The organism is Flavivirga eckloniae, from assembly GCF_002886045.1.
Taxonomy (GTDB): domain Bacteria; phylum Bacteroidota; class Bacteroidia; order Flavobacteriales; family Flavobacteriaceae; genus Flavivirga; species Flavivirga eckloniae.
The window spans coordinates 783,631-808,473 of sequence record NZ_CP025791.1; the positions used below are offsets into that span (position 1 = coordinate 783,631).

General features: G+C 32.7%; 24 protein-coding genes. 12 read left to right on the forward strand and 12 right to left on the reverse strand.

The window, feature by feature from the left end:
- The first annotated feature begins 23 nt into the window (after positions 1-23).
- Positions 24-1,499, forward strand: coding sequence for a carboxypeptidase-like regulatory domain-containing protein (locus C1H87_RS03245; RefSeq protein WP_102754441.1), 1,476 nt, complete (start codon positions 24-26; stop codon positions 1,497-1,499).
- Between the two features lie 47 nt (positions 1,500-1,546).
- Here the strand turns inward: C1H87_RS03245 and C1H87_RS03250 are convergent, their stop codons facing one another.
- The 8 genes from C1H87_RS03250 to C1H87_RS03285 form a co-directional block, all read right to left on the reverse strand.
- Entirely contained in the window at positions 1,547-3,520 is a 1,974-nt protein-coding gene (locus C1H87_RS03250) for a right-handed parallel beta-helix repeat-containing protein (RefSeq protein ID WP_102754442.1), read from the reverse strand.
- 227 nt (positions 3,521-3,747) lie between these two features.
- Complete coding sequence (locus C1H87_RS03255; protein WP_102754443.1) at positions 3,748-4,164, reverse strand: nuclear transport factor 2 family protein; 417 nt, start codon at positions 4,162-4,164, stop codon at positions 3,748-3,750.
- A gap of 444 nt (positions 4,165-4,608) precedes the next feature.
- Positions 4,609-5,241, reverse strand: coding sequence for an NAD(P)-dependent oxidoreductase (locus C1H87_RS03260; protein ID WP_102754444.1), 633 nt, complete (start codon positions 5,239-5,241; stop codon positions 4,609-4,611).
- A 258-nt stretch (positions 5,242-5,499) separates the two neighbouring features.
- The gene (locus C1H87_RS03265) at positions 5,500-6,288 is read right to left on the reverse strand and encodes a helix-turn-helix domain-containing protein (protein WP_102754445.1); all 789 of its coding nucleotides are present in this window, start codon (positions 6,286-6,288) and stop codon (positions 5,500-5,502) included.
- A gap of 555 nt (positions 6,289-6,843) precedes the next feature.
- On the reverse strand, positions 6,844-7,482 hold the full coding sequence (locus tag C1H87_RS03270) for a class I SAM-dependent methyltransferase (protein ID WP_102754446.1): 639 nt from the start codon (positions 7,480-7,482) through the stop codon (positions 6,844-6,846).
- 2 nt (positions 7,483-7,484) lie between these two features.
- Positions 7,485-8,408, reverse strand: coding sequence for a M43 family zinc metalloprotease (locus C1H87_RS03275; RefSeq protein ID WP_102754447.1), 924 nt, complete (start codon positions 8,406-8,408; stop codon positions 7,485-7,487).
- Positions 8,409-8,462: 54 nt separating this feature from the next.
- Positions 8,463-9,179: a hypothetical protein gene (locus C1H87_RS03280; protein WP_102754448.1), complete on the reverse strand. Its 717-nt coding sequence runs from the start codon at positions 9,177-9,179 to the stop codon at positions 8,463-8,465.
- Positions 9,180-9,368: 189 nt separating this feature from the next.
- Positions 9,369-10,154: a sterol desaturase family protein gene (locus C1H87_RS03285; RefSeq protein ID WP_102754449.1), complete on the reverse strand. Its 786-nt coding sequence runs from the start codon at positions 10,152-10,154 to the stop codon at positions 9,369-9,371.
- Positions 10,155-10,351: 197 nt separating this feature from the next.
- On the opposite strand from C1H87_RS03285, the gene C1H87_RS03290 reads away from it, so the two are divergent.
- On the forward strand, positions 10,352-11,200 hold the full coding sequence (locus C1H87_RS03290; protein ID WP_102754450.1) for a hypothetical protein: 849 nt from the start codon (positions 10,352-10,354) through the stop codon (positions 11,198-11,200).
- Positions 11,201-11,338: 138 nt separating this feature from the next.
- Here the strand turns inward: C1H87_RS03290 and C1H87_RS03295 are convergent, their stop codons facing one another.
- The 4 genes from C1H87_RS03295 to C1H87_RS03310 all read right to left on the reverse strand — a co-directional run bounded on the left by C1H87_RS03295 (position 11,339) and on the right by C1H87_RS03310 (position 13,666).
- Positions 11,339-11,905, reverse strand: a complete 567-nt coding sequence (locus tag C1H87_RS03295; RefSeq protein ID WP_102754451.1) for a Crp/Fnr family transcriptional regulator — start codon at positions 11,903-11,905, stop codon at positions 11,339-11,341.
- 338 nt (positions 11,906-12,243) lie between these two features.
- On the reverse strand, positions 12,244-12,810 hold the full coding sequence (locus tag C1H87_RS03300) for a Crp/Fnr family transcriptional regulator (protein WP_102754452.1): 567 nt from the start codon (positions 12,808-12,810) through the stop codon (positions 12,244-12,246).
- 127 nt (positions 12,811-12,937) lie between these two features.
- Positions 12,938-13,204: a hypothetical protein gene (locus C1H87_RS03305; protein ID WP_102754453.1), complete on the reverse strand. Its 267-nt coding sequence runs from the start codon at positions 13,202-13,204 to the stop codon at positions 12,938-12,940.
- A 108-nt stretch (positions 13,205-13,312) separates the two neighbouring features.
- On the reverse strand, positions 13,313-13,666 hold the full coding sequence (locus tag C1H87_RS03310) for a 4Fe-4S dicluster domain-containing protein (protein ID WP_102754454.1): 354 nt from the start codon (positions 13,664-13,666) through the stop codon (positions 13,313-13,315).
- 76 nt (positions 13,667-13,742) lie between these two features.
- Here C1H87_RS03310 and C1H87_RS03315 point away from each other — a divergent pair, with 76 nt between their 5' ends.
- The 10 genes from C1H87_RS03315 (at position 13,743) to C1H87_RS03360 (ending at position 24,843) form a co-directional block, all read left to right on the forward strand.
- Positions 13,743-14,801, forward strand: coding sequence for an acyl-CoA reductase (locus tag C1H87_RS03315; RefSeq protein WP_102758163.1), 1,059 nt, complete (start codon positions 13,743-13,745; stop codon positions 14,799-14,801).
- Between the two features lie 178 nt (positions 14,802-14,979).
- Positions 14,980-16,044, forward strand: a complete 1,065-nt coding sequence (serC, locus tag C1H87_RS03320; protein WP_102754455.1) for a 3-phosphoserine/phosphohydroxythreonine transaminase — start codon at positions 14,980-14,982, stop codon at positions 16,042-16,044.
- Between the two features lie 137 nt (positions 16,045-16,181).
- Positions 16,182-17,132 (forward strand): D-2-hydroxyacid dehydrogenase, encoded by a 951-nt coding sequence (locus C1H87_RS03325; protein WP_102754456.1) that lies wholly within the window; start codon positions 16,182-16,184, stop codon positions 17,130-17,132.
- A gap of 122 nt (positions 17,133-17,254) precedes the next feature.
- A complete protein-coding gene (locus tag C1H87_RS03330; RefSeq protein WP_102758164.1) occupies positions 17,255-17,893 on the forward strand; it encodes a DUF937 domain-containing protein in 639 nt (212 codons plus the stop codon).
- A 316-nt stretch (positions 17,894-18,209) separates the two neighbouring features.
- Complete coding sequence (locus C1H87_RS03335; protein ID WP_102754457.1) at positions 18,210-18,653, forward strand: DUF6146 family protein; 444 nt, start codon at positions 18,210-18,212, stop codon at positions 18,651-18,653.
- A 35-nt stretch (positions 18,654-18,688) separates the two neighbouring features.
- Positions 18,689-19,183 (forward strand): DUF6787 family protein, encoded by a 495-nt coding sequence (locus tag C1H87_RS03340; RefSeq protein WP_102754458.1) that lies wholly within the window; start codon positions 18,689-18,691, stop codon positions 19,181-19,183.
- The gene (locus C1H87_RS03345) at positions 19,183-19,515 is read left to right on the forward strand and encodes a hypothetical protein (protein WP_102754459.1); all 333 of its coding nucleotides are present in this window, start codon (positions 19,183-19,185) and stop codon (positions 19,513-19,515) included. The genes C1H87_RS03340 and C1H87_RS03345 overlap by 1 nt, the downstream gene beginning before the upstream one ends.
- A 36-nt stretch (positions 19,516-19,551) precedes the next feature.
- Positions 19,552-21,951 (forward strand): TonB-dependent receptor, encoded by a 2,400-nt coding sequence (locus tag C1H87_RS03350; RefSeq protein WP_102754460.1) that lies wholly within the window; start codon positions 19,552-19,554, stop codon positions 21,949-21,951.
- Between the two features lie 11 nt (positions 21,952-21,962).
- Positions 21,963-22,544: a type 1 periplasmic binding fold superfamily protein gene (locus C1H87_RS03355; RefSeq protein ID WP_102754461.1), complete on the forward strand. Its 582-nt coding sequence runs from the start codon at positions 21,963-21,965 to the stop codon at positions 22,542-22,544.
- 262 nt (positions 22,545-22,806) lie between these two features.
- Positions 22,807-24,843 (forward strand): tetratricopeptide repeat-containing sensor histidine kinase, encoded by a 2,037-nt coding sequence (locus tag C1H87_RS03360; protein ID WP_158655110.1) that lies wholly within the window; start codon positions 22,807-22,809, stop codon positions 24,841-24,843.

Consider the following 24,843-nt stretch of genomic DNA (forward strand, 5'->3'; position numbering starts at 1 on the left):
TCTAGAATATGTAATTATCAATTATGAAAAAGTCAATCCTACTAATCATATTTTTTCTTACTGGTTTTTATATCCAGTCTCAAACCATTACAGCTAAACTAATCAGTAAAAGCCAAGGCACATCGATACCTTATGCAACCATTAAAACGGGCAAGTATAGCGGTGTTATTTCTAACGAAGAAGGCTATTTTAGTTTAAATTCAGAAAACCTTCAAAATAAAACCATTACGATTTCCTGTATAGGCTATCAAAGCAAAACGCTAACTCTAGAAACGATTAGAGCCCTCGACTTTGTAGTTTCTTTAGATGAAGCCATCAATCAACTTAATGAAGTATATATAAGCAACAAAAAACCCAATGCCGATTCCATTATCGCGAGGGCTAAAATGAAGCTTAGCGAGAATTACGATATCACCCTAAATTCACATAACATATTCTACAGAGCTACGTATTATGGCGACTTTAAAAAGCTGGATTTTGAAATTGAAAAAGCCTCGCACGTCAAATCGAAAAACCTGAAAAAGGTGAACTCCAGTTTGGATTCCCTCTCCAAACACATTATCTCGAGCAACGCTATTCAGTTTTCAGACTTTAAAGGAGCACTATTGAGTTTAGATGACGACAGCACCAAATTGGTCGTTAATAAAGCCACCAAGCTTATAGATAGTAAAAACGATTTTTCTATTGATGCCGTACAAGAGACCATACAAAACCTCATCCTAAAATATCTGGATACCACCAAAACGTATAAGCTAAAATCCGGGCTATTTAAAATTGAGGACTCTTTATCTTTAAGAAAAGAAGACTATAAAGACATGGAGAAAAAGGAGTACAAAGTGCCCGACCTAAAAAAGTCGACAAGCACATTATTACATAACGCTATGTTTGTGGGCGACTCCTTTTTAAAAGACATTTTAGATTCCAGATTATACGATTACACATTCGAGGATATGGGTTATAACAACGGGGAACTTACCTATGTTATAAGCTACGAACCAAGAAAAGGAAAAGCAAAGTATACGGGGAAACTTTTTATATCTAATGACAATTTTGCGATTACCAAAGTAGATTACAAATATTACAAATCGCGTTACGGGAAAAAAGTCAACCTAAAACTTGTGCTTGGAGTTAAGTTTATAGAAAATGTTAGTGAAGGCACGTATATCTACGAAAAAAACAGCGACAATACATACCAACCCAAATATATTAAAAGCATATCAGGCGCTTACTTTTATGTAAACAGGGATTTAAAAATGATCGAAAATAGCAGAAATAGATTCAAGGTTGGATCGAATTTTAAAATTGAAGGCGATAACCGCAAAAAAGAAGAAATACTTTTTACCAATATAAGCGATATTACCCGAGAAGATTATACTTCCATTAAACAGGAAAAAGTAGTTCCCTACAAACAACTCAAGACTTTTGAAAAAACAACGTGGCAAAATGAAGCTATTTTGGAGCCTTTGGAGGAGATGAAGCGGTTTGGGAGTGGGGAATAGCTTATAAAACTCAGCATAATACCCCCAATTATAAAGCCATTATTCCTTCAATTTTCAACACTAATTATACTTACCTTAGTTTTAAAATTATTACCATCAGAACCTGTTATTGTTGCGTTTAGGCCAATTTCATTTACTTCATAATTAGGCAAAGGCCAATTTCCAGTTTCATAATGGGATAAAACTTCATAAAACTCACCATAAGTTTCTGGATTGGAAAGCATATAATGTCTGCTAAATTTTATTAAATCTTTAACTCTATTTGCAGATCCATTGGAAATTTCTACCCAACATAGAATAGAATAATTTTTATCTGGTATTTCAAAAATAGTTGTTGGAACACCATTAACCACATCTTCTATTTGTATATTCTTATAATTAGTTATAGAATTTCGAGAAATGTTATTATTACTATCAATGAAAATGTTGTCCTCAAAAACTCCCGCAAAATCGTTATTATAATTTAAAGTAGAATTTTTAATAGTATTTGATGCGAATTTTTGAACCGTTATACCATAGTCGTTTTTTAATACATGATTAACATTTTCAAAAGAATTATTATTAATTGAAACCGATGTCTTTGAGTTAGCCAGATTAGTAGTTTCTATAGCATTTTCTACATTTAAAAATAAGTTTTCGTTTATTATTGTATGCCCTGCATCTTGACCTATTTTAACAGCCGAATTGAAATTCTCGAATTCATTACCAACGATTTTCCATAACGTTTTACTATATGCCTTTACTAATACATTTAAATTGTTATCTGGGGAGTCATTGATGAAAGTATTATCTCGCAATGTAATCTTTGTTGAGTCAATGTCACTTGAGTAAATTAACATATCTGCATCATCTACATAACGATTATCTGTAATTTCAATATAATTATTTGTAAAGTTTATATTTCTTTTAGAAGTTGGCACACTATCTGAGCCTACGTTAAAAATCAACCTTCCAAACTTTCCATGAGGATTTCTTATAATGTTGTTGGAAATTATCACTTTACCTGTGTGTTTTTCAAAATGAAAAACAGAATCTCCTCCAATATTTTCAATTACATTATTTGCAATTACAATCCCATCAGTATTAGTTACACCTATAAACCGAGATTCAGTACGGGTTGTATCGGCTAAAGTTATCCCTACATTCCTTACATTATTGTTGGTTATTACCCAATTTTTTGATGGTGCACCTGTTTCGCTATTTAATTCGATAAAGTCATTATCACAATTATCTGAAATACAATTATTTACTAAAACATCATTAGAGCTATGATACCATTGTTGAATAATTTGATATTCAGTATTCATAAACCTACAATCTGTTATTTTTATTGAAGAACAAGTATATAAATGAATACAATGATTCAAATTTTCTACTCCTTCAAAAGTGACATTTGAAACACTTATATTTTTTGTTATTGAAGAATCTTTAGGGGTCTCAATTGAGATACCAGAAATCCTATCTCCTTTGATCTTTAAATTTGAAATGGAAACATCCGAGTTCCTTACTTTAAATACGCTTTGAAAAGTCTTTACAACCGTTGCATTTTCCATATGGAAATCTTGCACCAATAAAAGGGTTAGATCTTTATCTCCTGTTATATTTAACGGTTTATTAATTTCAATAAATTCATCTTTTAAATCGTAATTTCCAGCAGGAATATAAACTGTCTTATTCTCTTCGGCGAATCTGATTGCGTTGCTTATTGCTTTTCTATCTGAAATAATATTGTCAGATTTAAACCATTTAGAATTAACGGCTCCTTCGTAAACACGGCACCATTTTTTGTTTGGATTAGGAGAATTAAAAATAGTCCCTCCATTTGCTTGCAGATTTGTTTCCTTAAGAACAAAATGTCCACTACCACAATCCCCTTCTTCAAAGTACCCATTCAGATGTACAAAATCGTTACCGCTGTAATTTTGAAGCGTCGCTAAATCATTAATAAAAGACTGAGAAGAAATTGACTGGAATAATAAAATAAATATCGATAAGCTTAAAATTTTAATAAAATCACTCATAACTATTATAAGGCAGGTTTTGTTTGGGGCTATAATCAGATATGAAATTGTTTTAACATTTCATACTCTAATTTACAAACTAAATTAAACTTTTTTGACAGATAAAAAATACAAATTAAACTTATTAACACAATTTGTTTTAAAAACAAATATCTCAGACTAATTTTTAAACTCATCAATCAATACAAACGCTTACCTGCATTACTTTCAAAATAAACACCTTCAATTCACCCCATCCCCAAAGCCTCCAAAGCCACAACAGGATTCCAATAATCTACATACTTAACAATTTTACCATCATTATTTAAGGTAATAACCGATATATACTTTTGATCATAAGGTTTATTTGTAGTCAATACTTTTCCGGTACACTCAAACTCTACGATAACTAAATTAGGTTCAGCTGTTGGATGGAAGTGTATATTTTTATATTCTATTTTAAAAAGCTTGGGGATATCTTTCATATATTCATATAGACCTTCCCGACCTTCTATTCTATTAGGAAATGCTTTAGGACTATAGGGTACTTCCATAACAGCGTTTTCTGCAAATAAGTTGATCCAATCGGTAATTCTACCTTCGGTAAGGCAAGATAAATGATTTTTAAAAGTTTGTTCAGCCTGGTTTTTAATTTGGTCGCTCATGTTAAGTATATTTTTACATTACTTAATAAAAATACGACAAAACAAACTGACAGACAAACGGTTACAAACTAAGAAACTAAAAACCAATATGACCTGATCTTACAGGTTGAACCTTATGATGAACACCTAAAATATAATGGGGTTTCTTCCCAAAACTTCGCTTCATAACTTCAAGCAAATACAACTTCTTTATTAACGCTGGTGCCCTCCTCTTTGATTAAAGAGGAGAATGAATTCTAATTTTAATTAAAATTGGAAGAAAGAGGTGTTTTATCAAAAAAATAGAATAGCGCCATGCTTTCTGAACCCTCCGAATCCCAATTTTATCGGGATCCACCTCCCTTTTTAAAATGGAGGAACCAGTTTAGTTAACCTCCCATACCTCACTTTGTAAGCGTACTTGATACCCCTATATTTTTCAATAACACCAATGTCGTTAGTTATCTAATACGACAATCCCGGTGTTTTATGCAAATAGTTAGTATCTGTAACCTGTTTTAAAACAAAATCTGCTACATCTGCTCTCGAAATTTTAAGCTTTAACGATTTTGCGTTAGCACCAAAACCATGTCTGTAAAGTTCTGTTTTTTCACCATCAGTAAATGCACCCGGTCTTACAATGGTCCAATCTAAACCACTGTTTTGTACATAACGTTCTTGTAATTCATGATCTAAAAAGATTTGCTTTAAATACCAACCGAACATAATATACTTCCAAAAGAAATTCAGGTTTTCGTTGCTCTCGTAAGTCCCTAAGGTGCTTTGGCAGATTAATCGGTTAACCCCATTATTTTTCATGGCTGTAATGATGTTTTTTGTTCCCTGAGATCTAACCACACTTTTTCGACTTTTTCCTGATCCCAAAGCCACAATAACAACATCCTGATCTTGTACTGCAGCAGAAACGTCTTCCGGATTAAACACATCGCCTTCCTGTATTTTTAAATTCGAGTTTTTAAACATCTCTAACTTTTCTGCTTGTCTACAAAAAGCCAAAACCTCATGCCCTTTTTCTAAAGATTGCTCAATAAGATGTTTCCCTACGGTTCCTGTGGAACCAAATATAACTACTTTCATAATGTTTTAATTTTAAGATTATGAGGCAAAATTATTTGATAGGGAGCTCTTAAAATTGAACAAAACCGACAAAGTGAATAATCCTTGGGAAAAGCCAACGAGGTATTCATTTCGATGTAAACTTCAAGTTATTAAACCTAAAGATCCCGCTAGATACTGAAACAAGTTCAGCACAAGTAGCGGGATTAGTTCAACTACCAATTTTAAATTTTTCCGATGTAAAATCGGAATTTTCAAAATTGAGTTTCACTAACAAAATCATCGATTGGATAATTGATTGAGGTAATAGGAAGGTGTTTGACCCGTATAACTTTTAAATGTTCTTATAAAATGGGATTGATCAGAAAAACCACTATCGTAACCAATATCCAATAGTGAATTATAAGTAGATTGTGTAAGTTTATTTATGGAACTTTGAAATTGAATAATTTTAGAAAACTGCTTGGGTGTTAATCCTATATAAGCCATAAAATGACGTTCGAAAGTACGTTCCGTCATATAAATGGTGTCTAATAACTCTTTAATTCTAATCTGTCCGTTGTTTTCAATTATTATGGAAATGGCTTTTTCAATTCTATCGTTTTCCGAAACCTTATGGGTTCTAATTAACTCACGCATTAATTCTGAAATAAGCTGTACCTGATCCCCCAAACTACTAGCCTGTATTAACGATTGTCTGTACGTCTCAACGTCCAGATATTCTATTTGTAATAAATCGTAACAATCATCATTTAAAACCTTAGGATCGATACCTAACAAATATTTAGAAGCAAAGGGATACAACTGCACCACCACAAACTTGTAAGATCCCTTAACATCTAAAGAAACCGGATCTAACGTTTGTCCAAAAAGAAAAAGCTCTGATAGTTTTTTGTTTCTGGGGAGTAGGTAGAAACCATTTGTTGTTTGCTGGAACATAATTCCGGGATACCCATCGGCATACAAAGGGATATTAGTATGTCCGTTAGTATCGAAATTTTCATCCGTATAAATGCAATTCACATAGGGCGCTAAATCCTGATCTATTATAAAAGCGACTTCTTTCAAGATACTATGAGTTTTAGAGCTAAAATTACCGTTTTATTATTTCAATAAAAAAAGGATGTCGAAAAAGTTCATTCAGAGCCACTTGTGTTGAACGGAGCCAAAACTAGCGATCTTCCCTAATGGCAGCTACTGTTTACCCACAAATATGGCTGCTTAAATAATAATTCTAAAAAGATAGATGCTAATTTCACGAATTATCACAAATGGTTCTAAATATAAATTATTTATTAATAAGTAATTTGAGTTTACTTATTAATAAACCAAAGTGCAGAAATATAATAGAATTAAATCGGGTTTAGATTGTAAAAACAGACTGAAAGTCTGATTCGTGATTATGAATAGTATAGAAAGCTATCCATCATTTGAGGTTTTATTCGTGTAAATCTGTGTAATTCGTGGCTTGATTAAAAAGATGTGGGCACACCGTAGCTGCTGGTAGGTAGAGAATTTATATTTTACATTGTTCAGATTCTTCAGTCGTTCCTCCCTGCCTGCCGGCAGGCAGGCCTCTGAATGACATTTTTCAGAGCTTCTAATATAACAATTCCCTTATAATTACTTAATAGCTCTCCCCCGAACTTGAGGGATAATAGGAATAAATGGCGAATATGAATTATAAGTTTCTAACTCTAACCTGCTAAAACCAACAGATTCTAATAATTGCCTTGTATTTCTATTGGTATGGCACCCTTCAAAAAACCAGTGCCATGGTTTATGAATCAAATTCTGGATAAATGCCAACATAGAATTTTCTCTGGCTTTTACATGTTCGATAAATACAAAAACACCAGATGGTTTCAAGATTCGTTTAATTTGATGCATGCATGCCTCAGGATCATCTACCGTACATAGCACCAAAGTAGACACTACAAAATCGCAGGAATTATCGGGTAAATCAATAGATTCTCCAACAATTTCTTTTATTTCTAAATGAATACCATATTTAATAGCGGTCTTTTTTAAATTAGCGTGCATATGAATGTTTGGTTCAATAGCTATTAGTCTAGTACCTACTTTTAAATAACGCATATTGGCACCAGCTCCGGGGCCTATTTCAACAACCATTTCGGGATGGTTTTTAAAAAGCTTTCGTTTTGATTTTCCAAAAAGCCTGTCCATATATCCCGACAGCACTCTAAAAACCCAGGCGTTTATTGGTCCTCGAATGGTATTATTTTTAAACTCTTTGCTCATAATCAAGGCTTAAGTGCATGACTTGATAATAAGGCCTTGCGCCCCTTATGATGTTTTAAAACATAGTGCATTCTAGCAATCTGATCGTTTGTAAACATGTTCATGGTTTTATCATGAGCCCAAGTCATATAATTGTTAATCATTGCAGGTTCTCCTTCACATGCCATAAAAACTTTATTGTAAACAGGTTTATCAACGGCCGGGGTATCATTGCAATAGTCATTATTCTCACAATCTCCAAATCCCCAAGTATGCAATACGCCCAAATAATGGCCCATTTCATGGGTTAAAGTTCTTCCAAAGCGTGCATAGCATGCAATATCCGATTCTCCAAAATGCATCCAATTAATTAAAATACCTTCTGCATCTCCTGGTTGTGGGAATGATGAATGTTCTCGTCCTGGTAAACCTGTTTCTGGTAGTGTAGCTAACCCCAATGCCTGACATTCGAAAGATTCCGGTAAGGGTGTCGTCCAAATATTAATATAATCTTTAGGATCCCAATACGCATATTGCGCATAATGATTTTGATTATATCCCAACGGAGGTACGGTTACTTTAGTTGAATCTATTCTATTGATACCGTTAAAAGGATTTCCTTCTGGATCTCGCTTTGCTAAAACAAACTCAATTTTAGCATCTCCTCCATCTGGGTGATTATTATACCCTCTAGTACCTTCTTTTTTGCGATAATCCTCGTTTAATATTTCAATTTGCCTTTCAATACGCTCAATGGAAAGATTGGAGCCTTCTCCAATTTGCTTACCGTTATGTATAATATGAACCACTACTGGTAAATAAAATATACCCTCTTTCGGATTAGAAATCTCTGGATCGTTATCTTTTGAACATGAGCTTAACAATAATAAACTCATTGTTATTATCATGATTAATTTTCGTAAAAGAATATGTTTAATAATTTTCATTATAATAAATTTAGATACTGAATTAAACTCTTAAATTAGTTCGGATGGAGACACTCAATTCTTTTTCATATTGATAGTGAAGTTGTTATTGTAAGCAACAATATCTTTCCCTAATCCAATCTTTACTTCGCCATCTAAAGAGACCGTTCCTTCCATATTTTCAAACTCAAAAGTTGTATCTACGATATTATTTTTTGTTGGAGTACATGTTGTTGTAAATACTATAGTTTTAAAATCCGGAACCGGGGGTTGCATAGTATGCAATACTTCGCTTTCACTCTGAATGCTTCCTCTACCATCTATATTGATTGAGGTTATTACTTTAGATGTGTAGGTGCCATCTCCATAATATATAGATTCTACAACACAATCTTGAAGTGTTCCTATTATATTTCCTGTTTCAGAATCTATAAGATCCATTAAAAAACATAAAGCTTCAATAGTTTCTCCGGTTTTCGGATGTGGAAAAGTTTTAGTCTGCCCCAATACAGTGCCTTTCCCTGTTATCTTTAATGTTACTTGCTTATTTTCAGGAACATGTACCGTATCATCATCATTATTACAACCAATAAACAACGGAGGGATTATGATTAAAAAAATCATATTTATTATTCTTACACCACTAAAGTTTATTTTGGGCAATTCTCTGGTTGGAAATAAAGATTTCCAAATAATCAATCCTCTAAAAATGGTATTAACAATTAGCGAAACGAAATCGAGTAAAATCTTGAACGGAGATGTTAATTGTGTGATAATAGTTTGCAAATTCATAGCTTTTAAGTTTTTTTATACAAAACTATACGCTAATAAAAAAACAAACTAAAAATCACACTTGATCTATGTTAGGAATTCACCTTTTCACCTCTATATTAACCATTTAAACAATGTACTTTAATATATCTTCTATTTTTTTTGCAAAAAAACTTATGCAGAATTCCTTAAACATTAAAATAAATTAAGCTATTTATTCTTTTGTTTACTAACATCTCTAAACATGAGCATATCCAACACTTTATTTGAAGCCCCTAAATAATATCCTGTTTCGTGTTCATGGTTTTGAGGGTTTTTAAACGTGCCAAACAGCATATCTATAATAGGTAAATCGGTATAATTATACTTATGAATGCCTTTAGCATGATGCAATGTGTGACTTTCTGGTCGTTGAATTATATACCCTATCCACCTTGGCGTATGTATATTAGCATGTTGAAAGACTCCGAAAAAAGTCGTAGATAAAATAACCGCAGTAATAGCCTCTGGAGATAATCCCATAATAACAGCAAAACTAATAGAGCCAACTAGCGATATACCAATCATATCATTGATACTAAAGATAAACGTACTAGGAACATCTAAACGTTCTGAGCTGTGATGAATTTGATGGGATGTTCTAAATAGAAAATTCGACTTGTGCATACTAATATGCCAACCATATTGTACAAGTTCGAATAAGAATACGCCCAAAATTGTTTGCGATGTTAAGCTTAAGTGGCTTAGATCGAATAATTGAAATCTGGCAAAAAAATCGTCCCACAATAGTGGAATGTATGTCGTTAATAATAAAAAGGCAATAAAGAAAAGTAATCCTCTTAGTTTCCAAAATTTTATTTTGGGTAATTCTCTGGCTGGAAATAAAGATTCCCAAATAAATAAGCCTCCAAAAATGGCATAAACGATTAGTGAAACAGGGTCGAGTAAAATTTCAATCGGAGATGGTAATTGAGCAATAATAGTTTGTAAATTCATAGCTTTAAAGGTTTTTTCACAAAAATATATCCTATCAAAAAAACTAATCCCAAATAACACTTGATCTATGTTAGGAAATTGATTTTAATAACATTAAATAATCATTAAAAAAAGTGACTTATAAAATATATTCTATATTAGCAGTTGCTAACTTTTTCTAATCCCCATTAGAAAACCCAAATTAAAACCTACTTATTATGAAATATTATACATTATTATTTGTATTATTCATTGCACTTTCATGTTCAAAAAAAGAGGATGATACAATACCGCAAAATGACATTCCTTCTCAAAATGATGACAATCAAGATAATACAGACGGAGATGGTCAAGACGACGATACACCTGGAGACGACCAAGACAATACAACTAGTCTTATAGATAATTTTGACGGTACTGGAGCATTAATTGATTATACTACCAATAATGCATCGGCTTTACCAAATGTATCGAGAGCATCTGGAAGATATCGTGCTGCTTTAACAGACAACACCGATAATAAAACATTACATTATAATCAGGATCAAGGTCGATTAGATGCAAAACTAGTGACTTTTCCTTTTGAGTTTATAGCGCGAAATATTGGTATTGGTACCATTGCAGATTCTCAAATAGCCCCAACATCAGATAACAATCCGTATAATTTCTGTGGTGTTCAAGTGCATGTGGAAGATTTTAATTCTATAAACTCATCGCATGTGGTGGTTGGTCATAGAGGATCTACAGGTTTTACAATAGAAGGAAAAAACACTTTAAATGGAGATTCTTCGGTAAATGATATTGGTGAAAATACCGTTCCTGAAGGAAGAGCAGATATCCGTATTGTTGGTAATAACGATAAAACACTTACGGTGTATTGGCAACGTCCAAACCTAACAGGTAATAGTTCATCTGATGATTGGACACTTTATAATGATAACGGTCTCTTACCAGGAACTGCCCCTACTTATGGTGATAATGTTTATGTTGGCCTTATAACCTATGCTTTCTATAGTACTGGTGTTCCTTTTGTTGGTACCTGTGACTCTATAGAAATTAAAAAGTAAATGATCCTCGGGGCAAGCGCACGAGGCATTCAATTGAAAATATTCTTTATAAATTCCGAAGCTAGCTTCGAGGTATTAGACCTAAGATCCCGCAGGATACTGAAATGAGTTCAGCACAAGAAGCGGGATTAGTCTACGTTAAGAATTTAATTTCTTTCTAATTCTGCTTAAACTTTCAGGGTGAATCCCTAAGTATTTAGCTATTTTATTAACCGGAATATTAGATATATAATCGGGTTTGCCCTTAAACATTTCAACATAGCGCTCTTCAGCTGTTTTTGCTAAAAGTGACTTTTCCCTATCTGACTTTCTTATATAACCATGTTCAGTCATAATTCTTCCAAACTTATTTAAATCTAACGAATGCTCGTAAGCCTGTAGCATGTCTTCGCGTTTAATAATTTCTACTTCGCAATCCATTAATGCCACAACTCGTACATCTCCGGGTTTTTGATTCAGAAAAGAAGTATAACAACAAAAAAAATCATTTTCAAAAAAGAAGTCGATTACTTTTTCAGACATATAGCTTTTTATAGCAATTTCAGCTATACCTTTGTTCATAAAATACAAAGAGTCTTCTACCTCTCCGTAATCGGTAAAGATCTTTCCTTTTTTAAAAAAACCTTTTTTTAAAGGAAAAAGGAAATCTTCATATGATGGCTTAGGAATATTCAAAACGGTACTATAAAATTCTAGAAAAGTCATGAGGTAAAATGGGTTAATTAAGCATCAATAATTCAACTCGATATAAAACACCTATCCTATTCCTAGTTAGTTATACTGAGTATTTGAATTTATATGAGTCAACAGCATGAAGGTTTTGATGATGCTCATTTAGGTTTTGCATTTTTTATACAAAAGACCGAATATGACTTAATAGATTAGTGTGATTTACACCTCTTTATTACCGAACTGGACAAATTGGAGGTTAAGGCGGACATTAATGCTTCCACGATTTGCAAAAATCTGTAACCTTGGATTTGGGTAGGTAAATAATATTGGTAGAAATACCGTTCCTGAGGAAAGAGCTGATTTAGCCTACGTTAAGAATTTAATTTCTTTCTAATTCTACTTAAGCTTTCTGGGTGAATCCCTAAATATTTAGCTATTTTATTAACTGGGATGTTAGATATGTAATCGGGTTTGCCCTTAAACATTTCAACATAACGCTCTTCGGCTGTTTTTGTTAAAAGGGCTTTTTCTCTATTGGATTTTCTTATATAACCATGTTCTGTCATAATTCTCCCAAACTTATTTAAATCTAACGAATGTTCATAAGCTTGAGCCAGATCTTCATGCTTAATAATTTCTACTTCGCAATCCATTAATGCCGAAACCCGCACATCTCCGGGTTTTTGATTCAGAAAAGAAGTAAAGCAACAAAAAAATTCTTTTTCAAAAAAGAAGTCGATTACTTTTTCAGACATGTAACTTTTTATGACAATTTCTGCTATACCTCTGTTCATAAAATACAAAGAGTCTTCCACCTCTCCGTAATCGGTAAAGACCGCTCCTTTTTTAAAAAAAACTTTTTTTACAGGAAAAAAGAAATCCTCATAGGTTGGTATCGGAATATTTAAAACGGTACTATAAAATTCTAGAAAAGTCATGAGGTAAAATGGGTTAATTAATATTAATGAATTTCTTCAATAAAACTATAACAACTCAAGTTTACAAACTCCTTATAATTTTTTAAAGCAATCTGTGTTTATATATAATTAATTTACGCCACAGGTGTTAAGTATATTTACCCAATAGTATTAACCCTTCTGCAAATTCCTTTATAGACATTAAATCTGTATTCGCATAGTATTGCTTTTCCAACGATTCTTTTAGGGATTCAATACTCAAGTGCTTCTCGTGTCTTGAACGCCAATATTTATTTAGCTCATTAATAGAAAATGGTTCTTTACCAGACAACAGCGCTGCTTTTTTAGCTTCTGCCAATTCTTCTTTACGCTTTAACAATAGTTCTTCCAGTAAATCATTACTTTTTTTGGTCATTATCTATATCTATAATTTCGTTGAATCAGTATTTTTAAAAATAAAAAATCCCAGACTAAAAGCCTAGGATTTTTAATATTTTCATATCGATTATATATACGATGTCGATTAACCGTCAGGATGCATAAAACGTTGTTTAGCCAATAACTCGTCTTCTGTCTCTACAACGTCTTCATCCGGCACACAACAATCTACTGGACAAACAGCCGCACATTGTGGCTCATCATGAAACCCTTTACATTCCGTACACTTATCTGGAACAATGTAATAAACCTCATCACTTATAGGCTCTTGAGCCTCGTCTGCATCAACTTCGTTACCATTTGTTAATACAACAGCACCCTCTAAACTGGTACCGTCTTTGTATCGCCAATCGTCGGCGCCTTCATATATTGCTGTATTTGGGCACTCTGGTTCGCAAGCGCCACAATTTATACATTCGTCTGTTATAATAATTGCCATACCTTATTTTCTCTTGAGATTGCTTAAATTTGCAGACACAAAAATAGCGCCAAAACCATTCATAACCAAATACAGAATGAAATTACAAGAAAGAATTAACGCTTTTGTAAAATTAGGAGAATTTTTAAGTCAATTTTCTAACGAAGTTATTGTAAAAAAAGATAATGTTGAACACAACGATACTTTTTTTGATGGTTTTAAACACCAACTAAAATTAACCGAAGAGCATAACGGCTGGTTTACACAGGAAAACATTAGGTTTTCACTCCAAGGTTGGGCAGAATCTTTAACGCCAGATAATCTAAACACTTGGTTAAAGCCATATCAAATTAACACTGTAGAACCTAAACAGGTTGCCATTATTATGGCCGGTAACATTCCTTTGGTAGGGTTTCATGATTTTTTATCGGTACTTATTTCCGGGCATCATGTTTTAGTAAAACAATCATCAAACGACAAGCACCTGCTCCCCTATCTGGCTAAGTATTTAGAATTTGTTGAACCGGAATTTAAAGGAACTATAACGTTTACTGAGGACAAAATAGAAGGGTTTGATGCGGTAATTGCAACGGGAAGCAATAATACTGCACGTTATTTTGAGCATTACTTTAAAAACAAACCATCCATTATAAGAAACAATAGAAACTCTGTAGCAGTACTTACTGGTAATGAGTCCAAAGAAGAACTAAAAGCGCTTTCTGAAGATATTTTTAGATACTACGGATTAGGGTGCAGAAACGTATCTAAACTATTTCTTCCAAAAAACTACAATTTTGACGCGTTTTTTGAAGCCATGTACCATTGGCATCCCATTATTGATAAAGCAAAATACGCCAACAATTACGATTATAACAAAGCGGTATATTTAATGAGTGAATTTGACATGTTGGAAAATGGCTTTTTAATGATAAAAGAAGATAAAAGTTATGCCTCGCCTATCGCTACAGTGTTTTATGAATTTTATGATTCTACCGAGCAGTTGAAAGAAAAATTAGACCGTGAAAAACAGCAAATTCAATGTGTTGTTTCTAACGGATTTATTGAAAATGAAATCGCATTTGGTGCCACACAAAAACCACTTCTTTGGGATTATGCGGATAGTGTTGATTCTGTTGAATTTTTGTTAGCAATTTGATTAAAAAATTATTAATTTTTTAGCATTAAATCCCCAATTAATTAGGAACTTTGCAACTTAATTTTCATCTCATCCCCATTCTTTCATAAGAGGAAGCGGGTTGAAACAAAAACAAAATATTAACTAAAAATTCGCCCATAAAATTCCCTTTTCTATGAAGAGGGTCAGGGATAGAAAAATGAAGAAACATAATTTTAGCGCAGGTCCATGTATTTTACCTCCAGAAGTATTACTTAAAGCTTCTCAAGCAGTTGTAGATTTAGATAACAGTGGCTTATCTTTAATTGAAATTTCGCATAGAAGTAAAGCTTTTGTCGATATTATGGAAAAAGCCAGAGCATTGGCTTTAGAATTGCTTGGCCTAGAAGGCAAGGGCTACAAAGCTTTGTTTTTACAAGGTGGTGCCAGTACCCAATTTTTAATGGTTGCTTTAAATCTTTTAGAAAAAAGAGCAGGATATTTAAACTCTGGTACTTGGGCTGCTAAATCCATTAAAGAAGCTAAAATTTATGACGACATCTACGAAGTAGCTTCTTCGAAAGATGCTAACTATAATTACATTCCTAAAGGTTACGATATTCCTTCAGATTACGATTATTTTCACTGTACATCAAACAATACGATTTTCGGAACTCAAATGAAGGCATTCCCTAAATGCGACATTCCGCTAATATGTGATATGAGTAGTGATATTTTTTCTCGTACACTTGATTTTTCTCAATTCGATTTAATTTACGCAGGTGCTCAAAAAAATATGGGACCAGCTGGAACAACGCTTGTAGTAATTAAAGAAGATGTTCTTGGAAAAGTATCTCGTAAAATTCCATCAATGATGGATTACAAGGTACACCTAAGCAAAGGCAGTATGTTTAATACACCTCCTGTATTTGCTGTTTACACATCTATGTTAACTTTAGAATGGTTAAAAAACCTTGGAGGTATTGCTGCCATTGAAAAAGAAAACGAAAAGAAAGCACGCTTAATGTATTCTGAAATCGATCTAAATCCATTATTCAAAGGATTCGCAACTAAAGAAGATCGTTCTGAGATGAATGCGACGTTTACTTTAGAAAACGAAAACTTAAAAGAAACTTTCGAAACAATGCTTAAAGAAGCCGGAATTAATGGTTTAAATGGTCATAGAAGTGTTGGTGGATACAGAGCTTCAATGTACAATGCTTTACCCCTAGACAGCGTAAAAGTATTGGTTGAAGTTATGAGTGAATTAGAAAGTAAAGCTTAAAACAGTTTGCAGTAGGCAGTATGCAATGCTTGCTCAAACTATTAAAAAATAAAACGTAAATCAAACTAAATAAAAAGTATAAAGCTAGGAGTTCTTTCAACTTTAAACTTTAAACTTTTTAACTTTAAACTTAAAGCATGAAAGTATTAGCAAACGACGGTATTTCACAAAGTGGAATTGATGCCTTGGAAAAAGGTGGTTTTGAAGTCATCACAACTACAGTAGCTCAAGAGCAATTAATTAACTACATAAACGAAAAAGACATCACTGTTTTATTAGTTCGTAGTGCAACTACAGTACGTAAAGACTTAATTGACGCTTGTCCAAACTTAAAAATTATCGGACGAGGTGGTGTTGGTATGGATAATATCGATGTTGAATACGCCAAAGAAAAAGGGCTAAGTGTTATTAACACCCCTGCTGCATCTTCTCATTCGGTTGCAGAATTAGTATTCGGGCACTTATTCGGATTGGCTCGTTTTTTACATAATTCAAACAGAGAAATGCCTTTAGAAGGAGATTCCAACTTTAAAGGTTTAAAGAAAGCTTATGCCAAAGGAACAGAACTAAAAGGAAAAACGTTAGGTGTTTTAGGATTTGGCCGTATTGGTCAAGCTACTGCAAAAGTAGCTATTGGAGCCGGTATGAAAGTTGTTGCTTTCGATCCTTTTATGGACGAAGCAAATTTAGAATTAGACTTTTTTGATGGACAAAAATTAAACTTCAATATTAAAACTATTTCTAAAGAAGATGTTTTAAAACAAGCCGATTTTTTAACATTACACGTTCCTGCACAAGAGGGCTATGTTATTGGCAAACCTGAATTAGAAATCATGAAAGAAGGAGCCATTCTTGTTAATGCTGCTCGTGGTGGTGTTGTAGACGAAGTTGCTCTAGTTGAAGCGATCTCTAGCGGAAAAATTGCAAGAGCTGCTCTAGATGTTTTTGAAAAAGAACCAAAGCCAGAAATTCAATTATTAATGAATCCTGCGTTGTCGTTAACACCGCATACAGGTGCTGCAACAAACGAAGCTCAAGATAGAATTGGTACAGAATTGGCCGAACAAATCATGAGTATCTTAAAATAATAATACTATTAGGTACATGTGACCTAAATGATATAATTGAGTCCTAACTATAATGTTAGGACTTTTTTTGTACATTGAACAATCAATTTTCTAACCAATTTTCAATTAAACAATCAGATATTATGTCAGGAATTTTAGACTTATTAAACAGCGACCTAGGAAAAACCATTATTAGTGGTGTAGCAGGTCAAACGGGGCAAGACGAAAGTAAAACAGGAAGTGTACTAACAATGGCTTTGCCTGTATTAATGCAGGCCATGAAACGCAATACAGCCACACCTCAAGGAGCAGATGGTCTGCTTAATGCTTTAAACAACAAACACGACGGTAGCATTTTAGATAATCTGGGGGGATTATTTAGTGGTGGTGTAGACAACAATGTATTAAACGATGGCGGAAAAATATTGGGCCATGTATTAGGCGGTAAACAACAGCATGTTGAAAATGCTCTAAGTCAGAAATCCGGCATGGATACTGGATCTGTAGCCCAAATACTAAAAGTTGCTGCCCCAATTTTAATGGGCTTTTTAGGCAAGCAAAGTAGACAACAAAACGTGAGCAACTCTGGTGGCGTGGAAAGCTTACTAGGCGGATTACTTGGTGGTAGTTCCTCTAAACAAGAACAAAGCTTTTTGGAATCTATTCTCGATGCAGATGGCGACGGTAGTGTTATTGACGATGTAGCAGGTATGGTACTTGGTGGTAATAAAAAGAAGGGCGGTCTTGGCGGATTGCTAGGCGGACTTTTCGGAGGTAAATAAGTCTTTTAAATTATATTAAGAAGAGGTTTATAAAGCTAATACGGTTGTTGTTTTGGGGTAAAAACTAACATAGTAATTATTTTACTGTGACTTTTTCCTGTCCCGTAACAACACCAAAAATGCTTTTCAACCTCTTTTTTTGTTAAAATAACTCAAAAACAATTATTTAAGGTATGATTTTTGTAAATTTATTTAATAGTAATGATATCTTAAAAAAGTACTGTTCGCTCAATGAGACAGTTAATTGACTCATTCCCTCTTTTATAAAACAAGGCAACAGCATACTTTTGAAACATATCGAAATCCATTGAAAGTTATGAAAAAAGTTATTTACATAGTATTTCTGGCTGTATTTGTTTTTAATTGTAATACCTACAAACCCACAGCACCTCACAAAAATGAATCTGAAAAAGCTTTGGCAGAAGTAAACAACGATACTGTTGTTATTGCCAATGATAAATTAGAGTATGAAATTACCATTATAGAACCTGGTTTTAATACCTGGTTAGTAAGCGTGGCCAAACCAGAAGGTTTTTATTCGCAGCAATATCTGGAAAGCAGAAACAATATTTATGTAACAGAATGGAACCAACGCGTACTTCAACCGCAACGCTACAACCCTAATTTATACGAACTACAAATTAATTATGAACCCGATATTGATTATGGTTACGATGTTAATTATAAACTCTTTAACTACTTCGTTTACTTTCAGTTAAATTATAATCAACGATTAGGAGGATTCGTTCCCAGAATTTAAATCTTTTATTTACTTTTGCGATTAAAATTGTTTTCGTGAAAAAATTAAAAGAGCGTTGGGGTATTGAGCACAACTGGCAACTTCTATTTCCTTTTCTAGGATTAATAGGTTTAGCCTATTCTGCTTTTAAAGTATCTCTATTATTTGTTGATAGTTCTCAAACATTGTACATGCTAGTAATTGGTATAATTGCTTTTTTCCTTTTACTAAAGCTAACACTTTTTATTTTTTCCAAACTGGAAAACAAATGGGAAGTGAATTATAGGTGGGAAATGATAAACATTTTTCTTGTATTTGCAATTACAGGATCGTCATCTGTGTTTGTTAGTAAACCAATAATCAAATTAATTGGGATTACTAAAGAAAACCTTCCATCGACACTGTATTGGACGTTGTATATAGTAATTGGTTTTATCTTTTACCAAATACTTCTTGTTCTTGTAGGATGGCTATTCGGACAGTACAAGTTCTTTTGGAACTTTGAAAAGAAGATGCTCCGCAGATTAGGCTTAAAACGCTTTATTGATTAATGAATCAAATAAAACAACATACGCTATTTAAAATAGCAACATTTTTCCTTGTTGTTACTATACTAGTACCTACTGTTGTTAAATTTGCGCATGTTTTCTCTCACCATGAACATGAAGTTTGTTTGGGGGAAGTAAAGACACATTTACACGAAATAGATTTAGATTGTGAGTTTTATAAATTTAAACTAAGTAACCAATATTTACATTTATTTGAATATGATGATATTATAAATGTTTCATCCTATTTTAAAATTCCAATATTAACATACAAATTTCTTAATAATCATCGGCAATTATCTTTTTCTCTTCGAGGACCTCCTGTTTTAGTTTAAAGTATACATTTCTTTAAACTAAATATATTTATAATAATGAAATATTATATATTGATTGTGGCTTGTTGTTTCATCAACATAGTTCATTCTCAAAACTGTGATTCCAGATTTTATGGAGAAGTTCATGATTTTCATGATGGTTCTCCTATTATAGCTGCCACCATTTACATTGAAACACTAAACAAATACACCACGACAGATATCGATGGGAAATTTTCTATTGCAAACCTTTGTGATGGAAAATTAATCGTCTCAGTATCGCATTTGGGTTGTGAAACAAAACGATTAGAAATTCAAATTAGTGGTGATTCGTTTTATGTTATAAATTTAGAACATCATATAGAAGAACTCAACGAAGTTAAAGTTGAGGGGAAAACAATTACTAAATTAACTAAAACATCACAAGAAACACTGTTAAAAACAGATGCTATTGAACGTTTCAGTGCTTTTAGCTTAGGCGATGCATTAAAACAAGTTAGTGGAGTATCTTCTATAAATACAGGCAATTCAATTGTAAAACCTGTTATTAATGGTTTGCACAGCAGTAGAATAATAGTGATGACAAATGGTGTTCGTTTGCAAGATCAAGAGTGGGGTATTGAACACGCTCCAAATATTGATTTAAACACTGTAGGAAGTGTTAATGTAATTAAAGGAGCTGATGCTCTGGCTTACGGTGGAGATGCTATTGGTGGTGTTATTGTTTTGCAACCCTCTAATGTTAGTTTAAAAGATTCACTTTACGGAAAAACAATTGGTAGTGGCCATACTAATGGTAGAGGCTTTAGCTTAAATTCGTCTTTAACAAAAACCTACAAAAAAGGTTGGTATCTAGGTGCACAGGCAACTGTAAAACGTTTTGGTGATTTTGAAGCGCCAGATTATAACCTTACCAATACTGGATTAAACTCAAAAGGGTTTTCAATTAAATCTGGTTATAAAACATTTGAACGAGGTTTCAATGTCTATTACAGTTATTTGAATAATGACATAGCAATATTAAAATCATCTCATATTGGGAGCATTGAAGATTTGGTAAATGCAATTAATAGTCAACAACCATTGGTGATTGAAGATTTTAGTTATACTATCGAAGCACCACGACAAGATGTTACACATCAAATTATTAAAGCCGATTTTTATAAACGGTTTAAAAAATTTGGACGTTTACAAGTGCAATATGATTTTCAAAATAATCAACGCTTTGAGTATGATATTCGAGTTGGGGATGATAGAGATAAACCTGCAATTGACTTGACTTTAAAAACACACACCATTAGAACAAATTTAAAAGTTGATTCTAAAAGCGATAGAACTTATAAATTTGGGCTGAATGTAGGATATCAAAACAATTTTGCAAATCCTGAGACTGGTGTTAGGCGCTTGATTCCTGATTACGATAAATATGATGCTGGTGCATTTGCTATTTCAGATTTTAGATTAAGCGACAAAACCAATTTAAATTTTGGGCTTCGTTATGATTTTAGTCGTATAGACGCTAAAAAATTCTACCTGACAAGTCGTTGGGAAGAACGAAATTATGATGCAGACTTTAGTAACATTGTTATTGATGATTTAGGAACCCAATTGCTTACCAATCCTGTGTTCGATTATCATAACGTATCAGCTTCTGCTGGAATAGCTTACGAAATGAATGATAATGATTCATTTATGTTTAACTATGGATTATCCAATAGAGCTCCAAATCCTTCAGAGTTATTTAGTGATGGCTTACATCATTCTGCCGCTAGGATTGAGTTGGGTGATCTACGTATGAAGCAAGAAACATCAAACAGAATTTCTGGAACATATAAATATAACAGAAATGCATTATCAATAAACCTTGAAGCATTTTACAATCATATTAACGATTATATTTTTATAGAACCAACAGGAACCGAGTTAACCATTCGTGGTGCATTTCCTGTTTGGAGTTATAATCAAACGAATGCCTCGTTATTAGGTTTGGATGTTACTGCTAATTATAAGTTCAACGAACACTGGTTGTTTAATAATAAATCGTCCTTTATTAAAGGACGAGATTTAACAAAAAAACAAGCTTTGATTGATATACCATCATTCAAAACAGTTAATATTTTAGGTTATTCAAATAAAAAATGGTTACAGCTTAATACTGAATTACAAAGTGAATTAGTTTTAAGACAAAATGAGTTTCCAGATAACAACTTTGATGTTTATATACCTACAATAGATAGTGAGGTCTTATTGGATATTAGTTCGCCGCCACCAACCTATCATTTATTGCATTTTCAGAGTGATATAACTCTAAATTTATCAAAACAAACAAACCTGAATATAGGTTTAAATATTACTAACATTTTTAATACTTCTTACAGAGAATATCTTAACCGACTAAGATATTTTGCCGATGATTTAGGAAGAAATATTATGTTACAAATAAAGTTCAATTATTAAAAAAACAAAACATGGATACATTAAAAAATAATTTAAAAAGTACATTTTTAATCTTATTATCAACTTTTATATTTACTGGATGTTCAGATGATGATAACCCAGTAGTTGTTATTCAAGAAGAGGTCATAACAACTTTAACAGCAACCTTAGTTCCTGAAGGAGGAGGAACTACTATAACTTTTAAAAGCCTAGATTTAGATGGTAAAGACGGACCTAATCCTCCTGTGATTACAGTATCTGGAGATTTACTTGCTGATACTACATATAATGGAAGTATGGAGATATTAAACGAAACCGAATCTCCAGCTGAGGATGTTACTGAGGAAATTAAAACGTTAGACGAAGAGCATCAATTTTTCTTTCAGGCAACAAATAGCCTAGCTACATTCACTTATGTTGATTTTGATAGTGATAGTAAGCCGTTAGGGTTAGAATTTACATTAAAGACTTCAGCAACTCCTGGTTCGGGAACGATTACCATTACATTACGTCATGAGCCTAATAAAAGTGCTAGCGGCGTTAGCGATGGTGATATAGCCAATGCTGGCGGAGAAACAGATGTACAAGCTATCTTCCCTATTATTGTTAAGTAGATAATAAAGGTTAAGTAATTAATAATAAACGCCACGGTTTTAATAAAATCGTGGCGTTTATTATTATTCTCACTTTGCTAACATAAATAGTATATAAATACATTAAGGCAAATGTGGTAATTATATCAAATCTTGGAAAAACCTTTTCAACTAAGGTATATTTAATATGTGAAGAAATATTAATTTAGGCTTTATATATTCTATGATGTAGAAAAAAAACTTATCTTAGGATACTATCTAGTAAAGTATACCCCAAGCCCAAGTGAACAAATATTGTTTATTTATAACATGTCTACTAATTACTTTTAGTATAAATGCACAAAACTATAGTTTTGAAAATGCACTAGATAGCATCCAAAGGTTACGAAAGCTATGTAAAAACGAAGCAATTGATATAGACAGCATGCTTCATTATGCAAAAGAAGCAAGTAGATTATCTTATAAAATTGATATAGATTCTATTTCTATTAAGTATAACGAATCCCTATCTGAACTATACTGGGATATAAAAATGTATAATGAGTATAGGGATATCAACAAGAAGAATCTGTCAGTATCTCTAAAACTTAACGATTCCTCTACTATCGGTAAAGCTAGTATAAATTTAGGGGAGTATTATAGAAAAAAAACACCTTATTCAGATAGTTCTTATCATCACTATCATACATCCGTAAAAATTTACCAAATACTTGATAATAAATACGATCTAGCCAGAGCATTGTATGGTATTTCCGCTATTCAATGTGGAGAGAAAGAATATATTATGAGTGAAAAAACATCTATTGAAGCGTTGACTTTATTGAAAGAACTAGAAGAAACAAATGATGTAAATCGAATTAAGTCTTTCATTTATAACAATCTAGGAATAGTTTATAACATGCTTAATATGTTTTCTGAATCTATAAAGTATCATAAAAAAGGAATAGACTTAAAGAAAAAGTTAAAGGGAAATTATAAAGCAAGTATTTATAACTCATTAAATAACTTAGCAACTGTATATAGCCGATCAGGTCAATACTCTTTAGCCATTAGTTCTTTTAATAAAATACTAAAAGATGAAAGTCTACTTAAAGAACACCCTGAGATTTATGCCATGGCTCTTGACAATTATGCTCATACTCTATACCTATCTAAAAACCATAAGCAACTTCCAGACTTATACTTAAAATCTTTAAAAATTGCTAACAGCGCTAATGCTGAATACAAATCAATAATCATATATCAACATTTAGCAGAATATTATTACGATAACCACAGAAAAGATTCTGCCCGATATTATGCCTATAAAGCAAAAAATATTTCTCAAAAGTACTACAATGATGATTTATTAAAGTCCTTATTAATTCTATCTAAAATTGAAGATGACAGTATCGCTGTAAAACATTATGATGCATATATTAAACTCAACGACAGTATTCAAAAGAATGAAAGAACAATACGAAACAAGTTCGCAAGAATTCAATACGAAACAGACACCTATATTGACGAAACAAAACGCCTGACCTCCCAGAACATTTTAATTACTATTATTGGCCTGATAATCATTTTGGTTTTTGCTCTAATACTAATTATAAGGATCCAAATTACCAAGAATAGAGTATTACGATTTGAAGGTGAGCAACAAAAGGCCAACGAGGAAATCTACACGCTAATGCTCAGGCAGCAAGCCAAGATCGAGGAAGGTCGGCTTCTGGAACGCCATCATATCTCAGAAGAGCTCCATGATGGTATTTTAAACAAGCTTTTGGGCTCCAGATTGGGACTGGAGTTTTTAGTTATAGATGAAAAAAACAAAGAAAAGAATAAAGAAAAATTCAACATTTACATTGAGGAAATTAGAACTATTGAAAAAGAAATAAGAGATCTGTCCCATGAACTGAAAAACACCAAACTAGATGCCGAGAAAGACTTTATTACGATTCTGAAAAACTATGTCGATTATCAAAGTAACCTTCATACATTTCAATATAAATTTAACCATGCCGCAAATATTTTATGGGAAAGCATCAATGATCATGTAAAAGTCAATCTATACAGAATTATTCAGGAAGCCATTCAAAATATTGTTAAACATGCCAAAGCAACAACCATAACCATAAATTTCTCTCTAGACCGTAATGAAATACAACTGGATATTATAGATGATGGCACTGGGTTTAATTCCAATAAAGAAAGTAAAGGTATTGGATTGTTGAATATAAAATCTAGAGTATCAAAACTCAAAGGAAAACTTAAGATTAGCTCCGAAACCAAAAAAGGTACGTTATTAATAATTAGACTTCCTGTTAATCAAAAATAA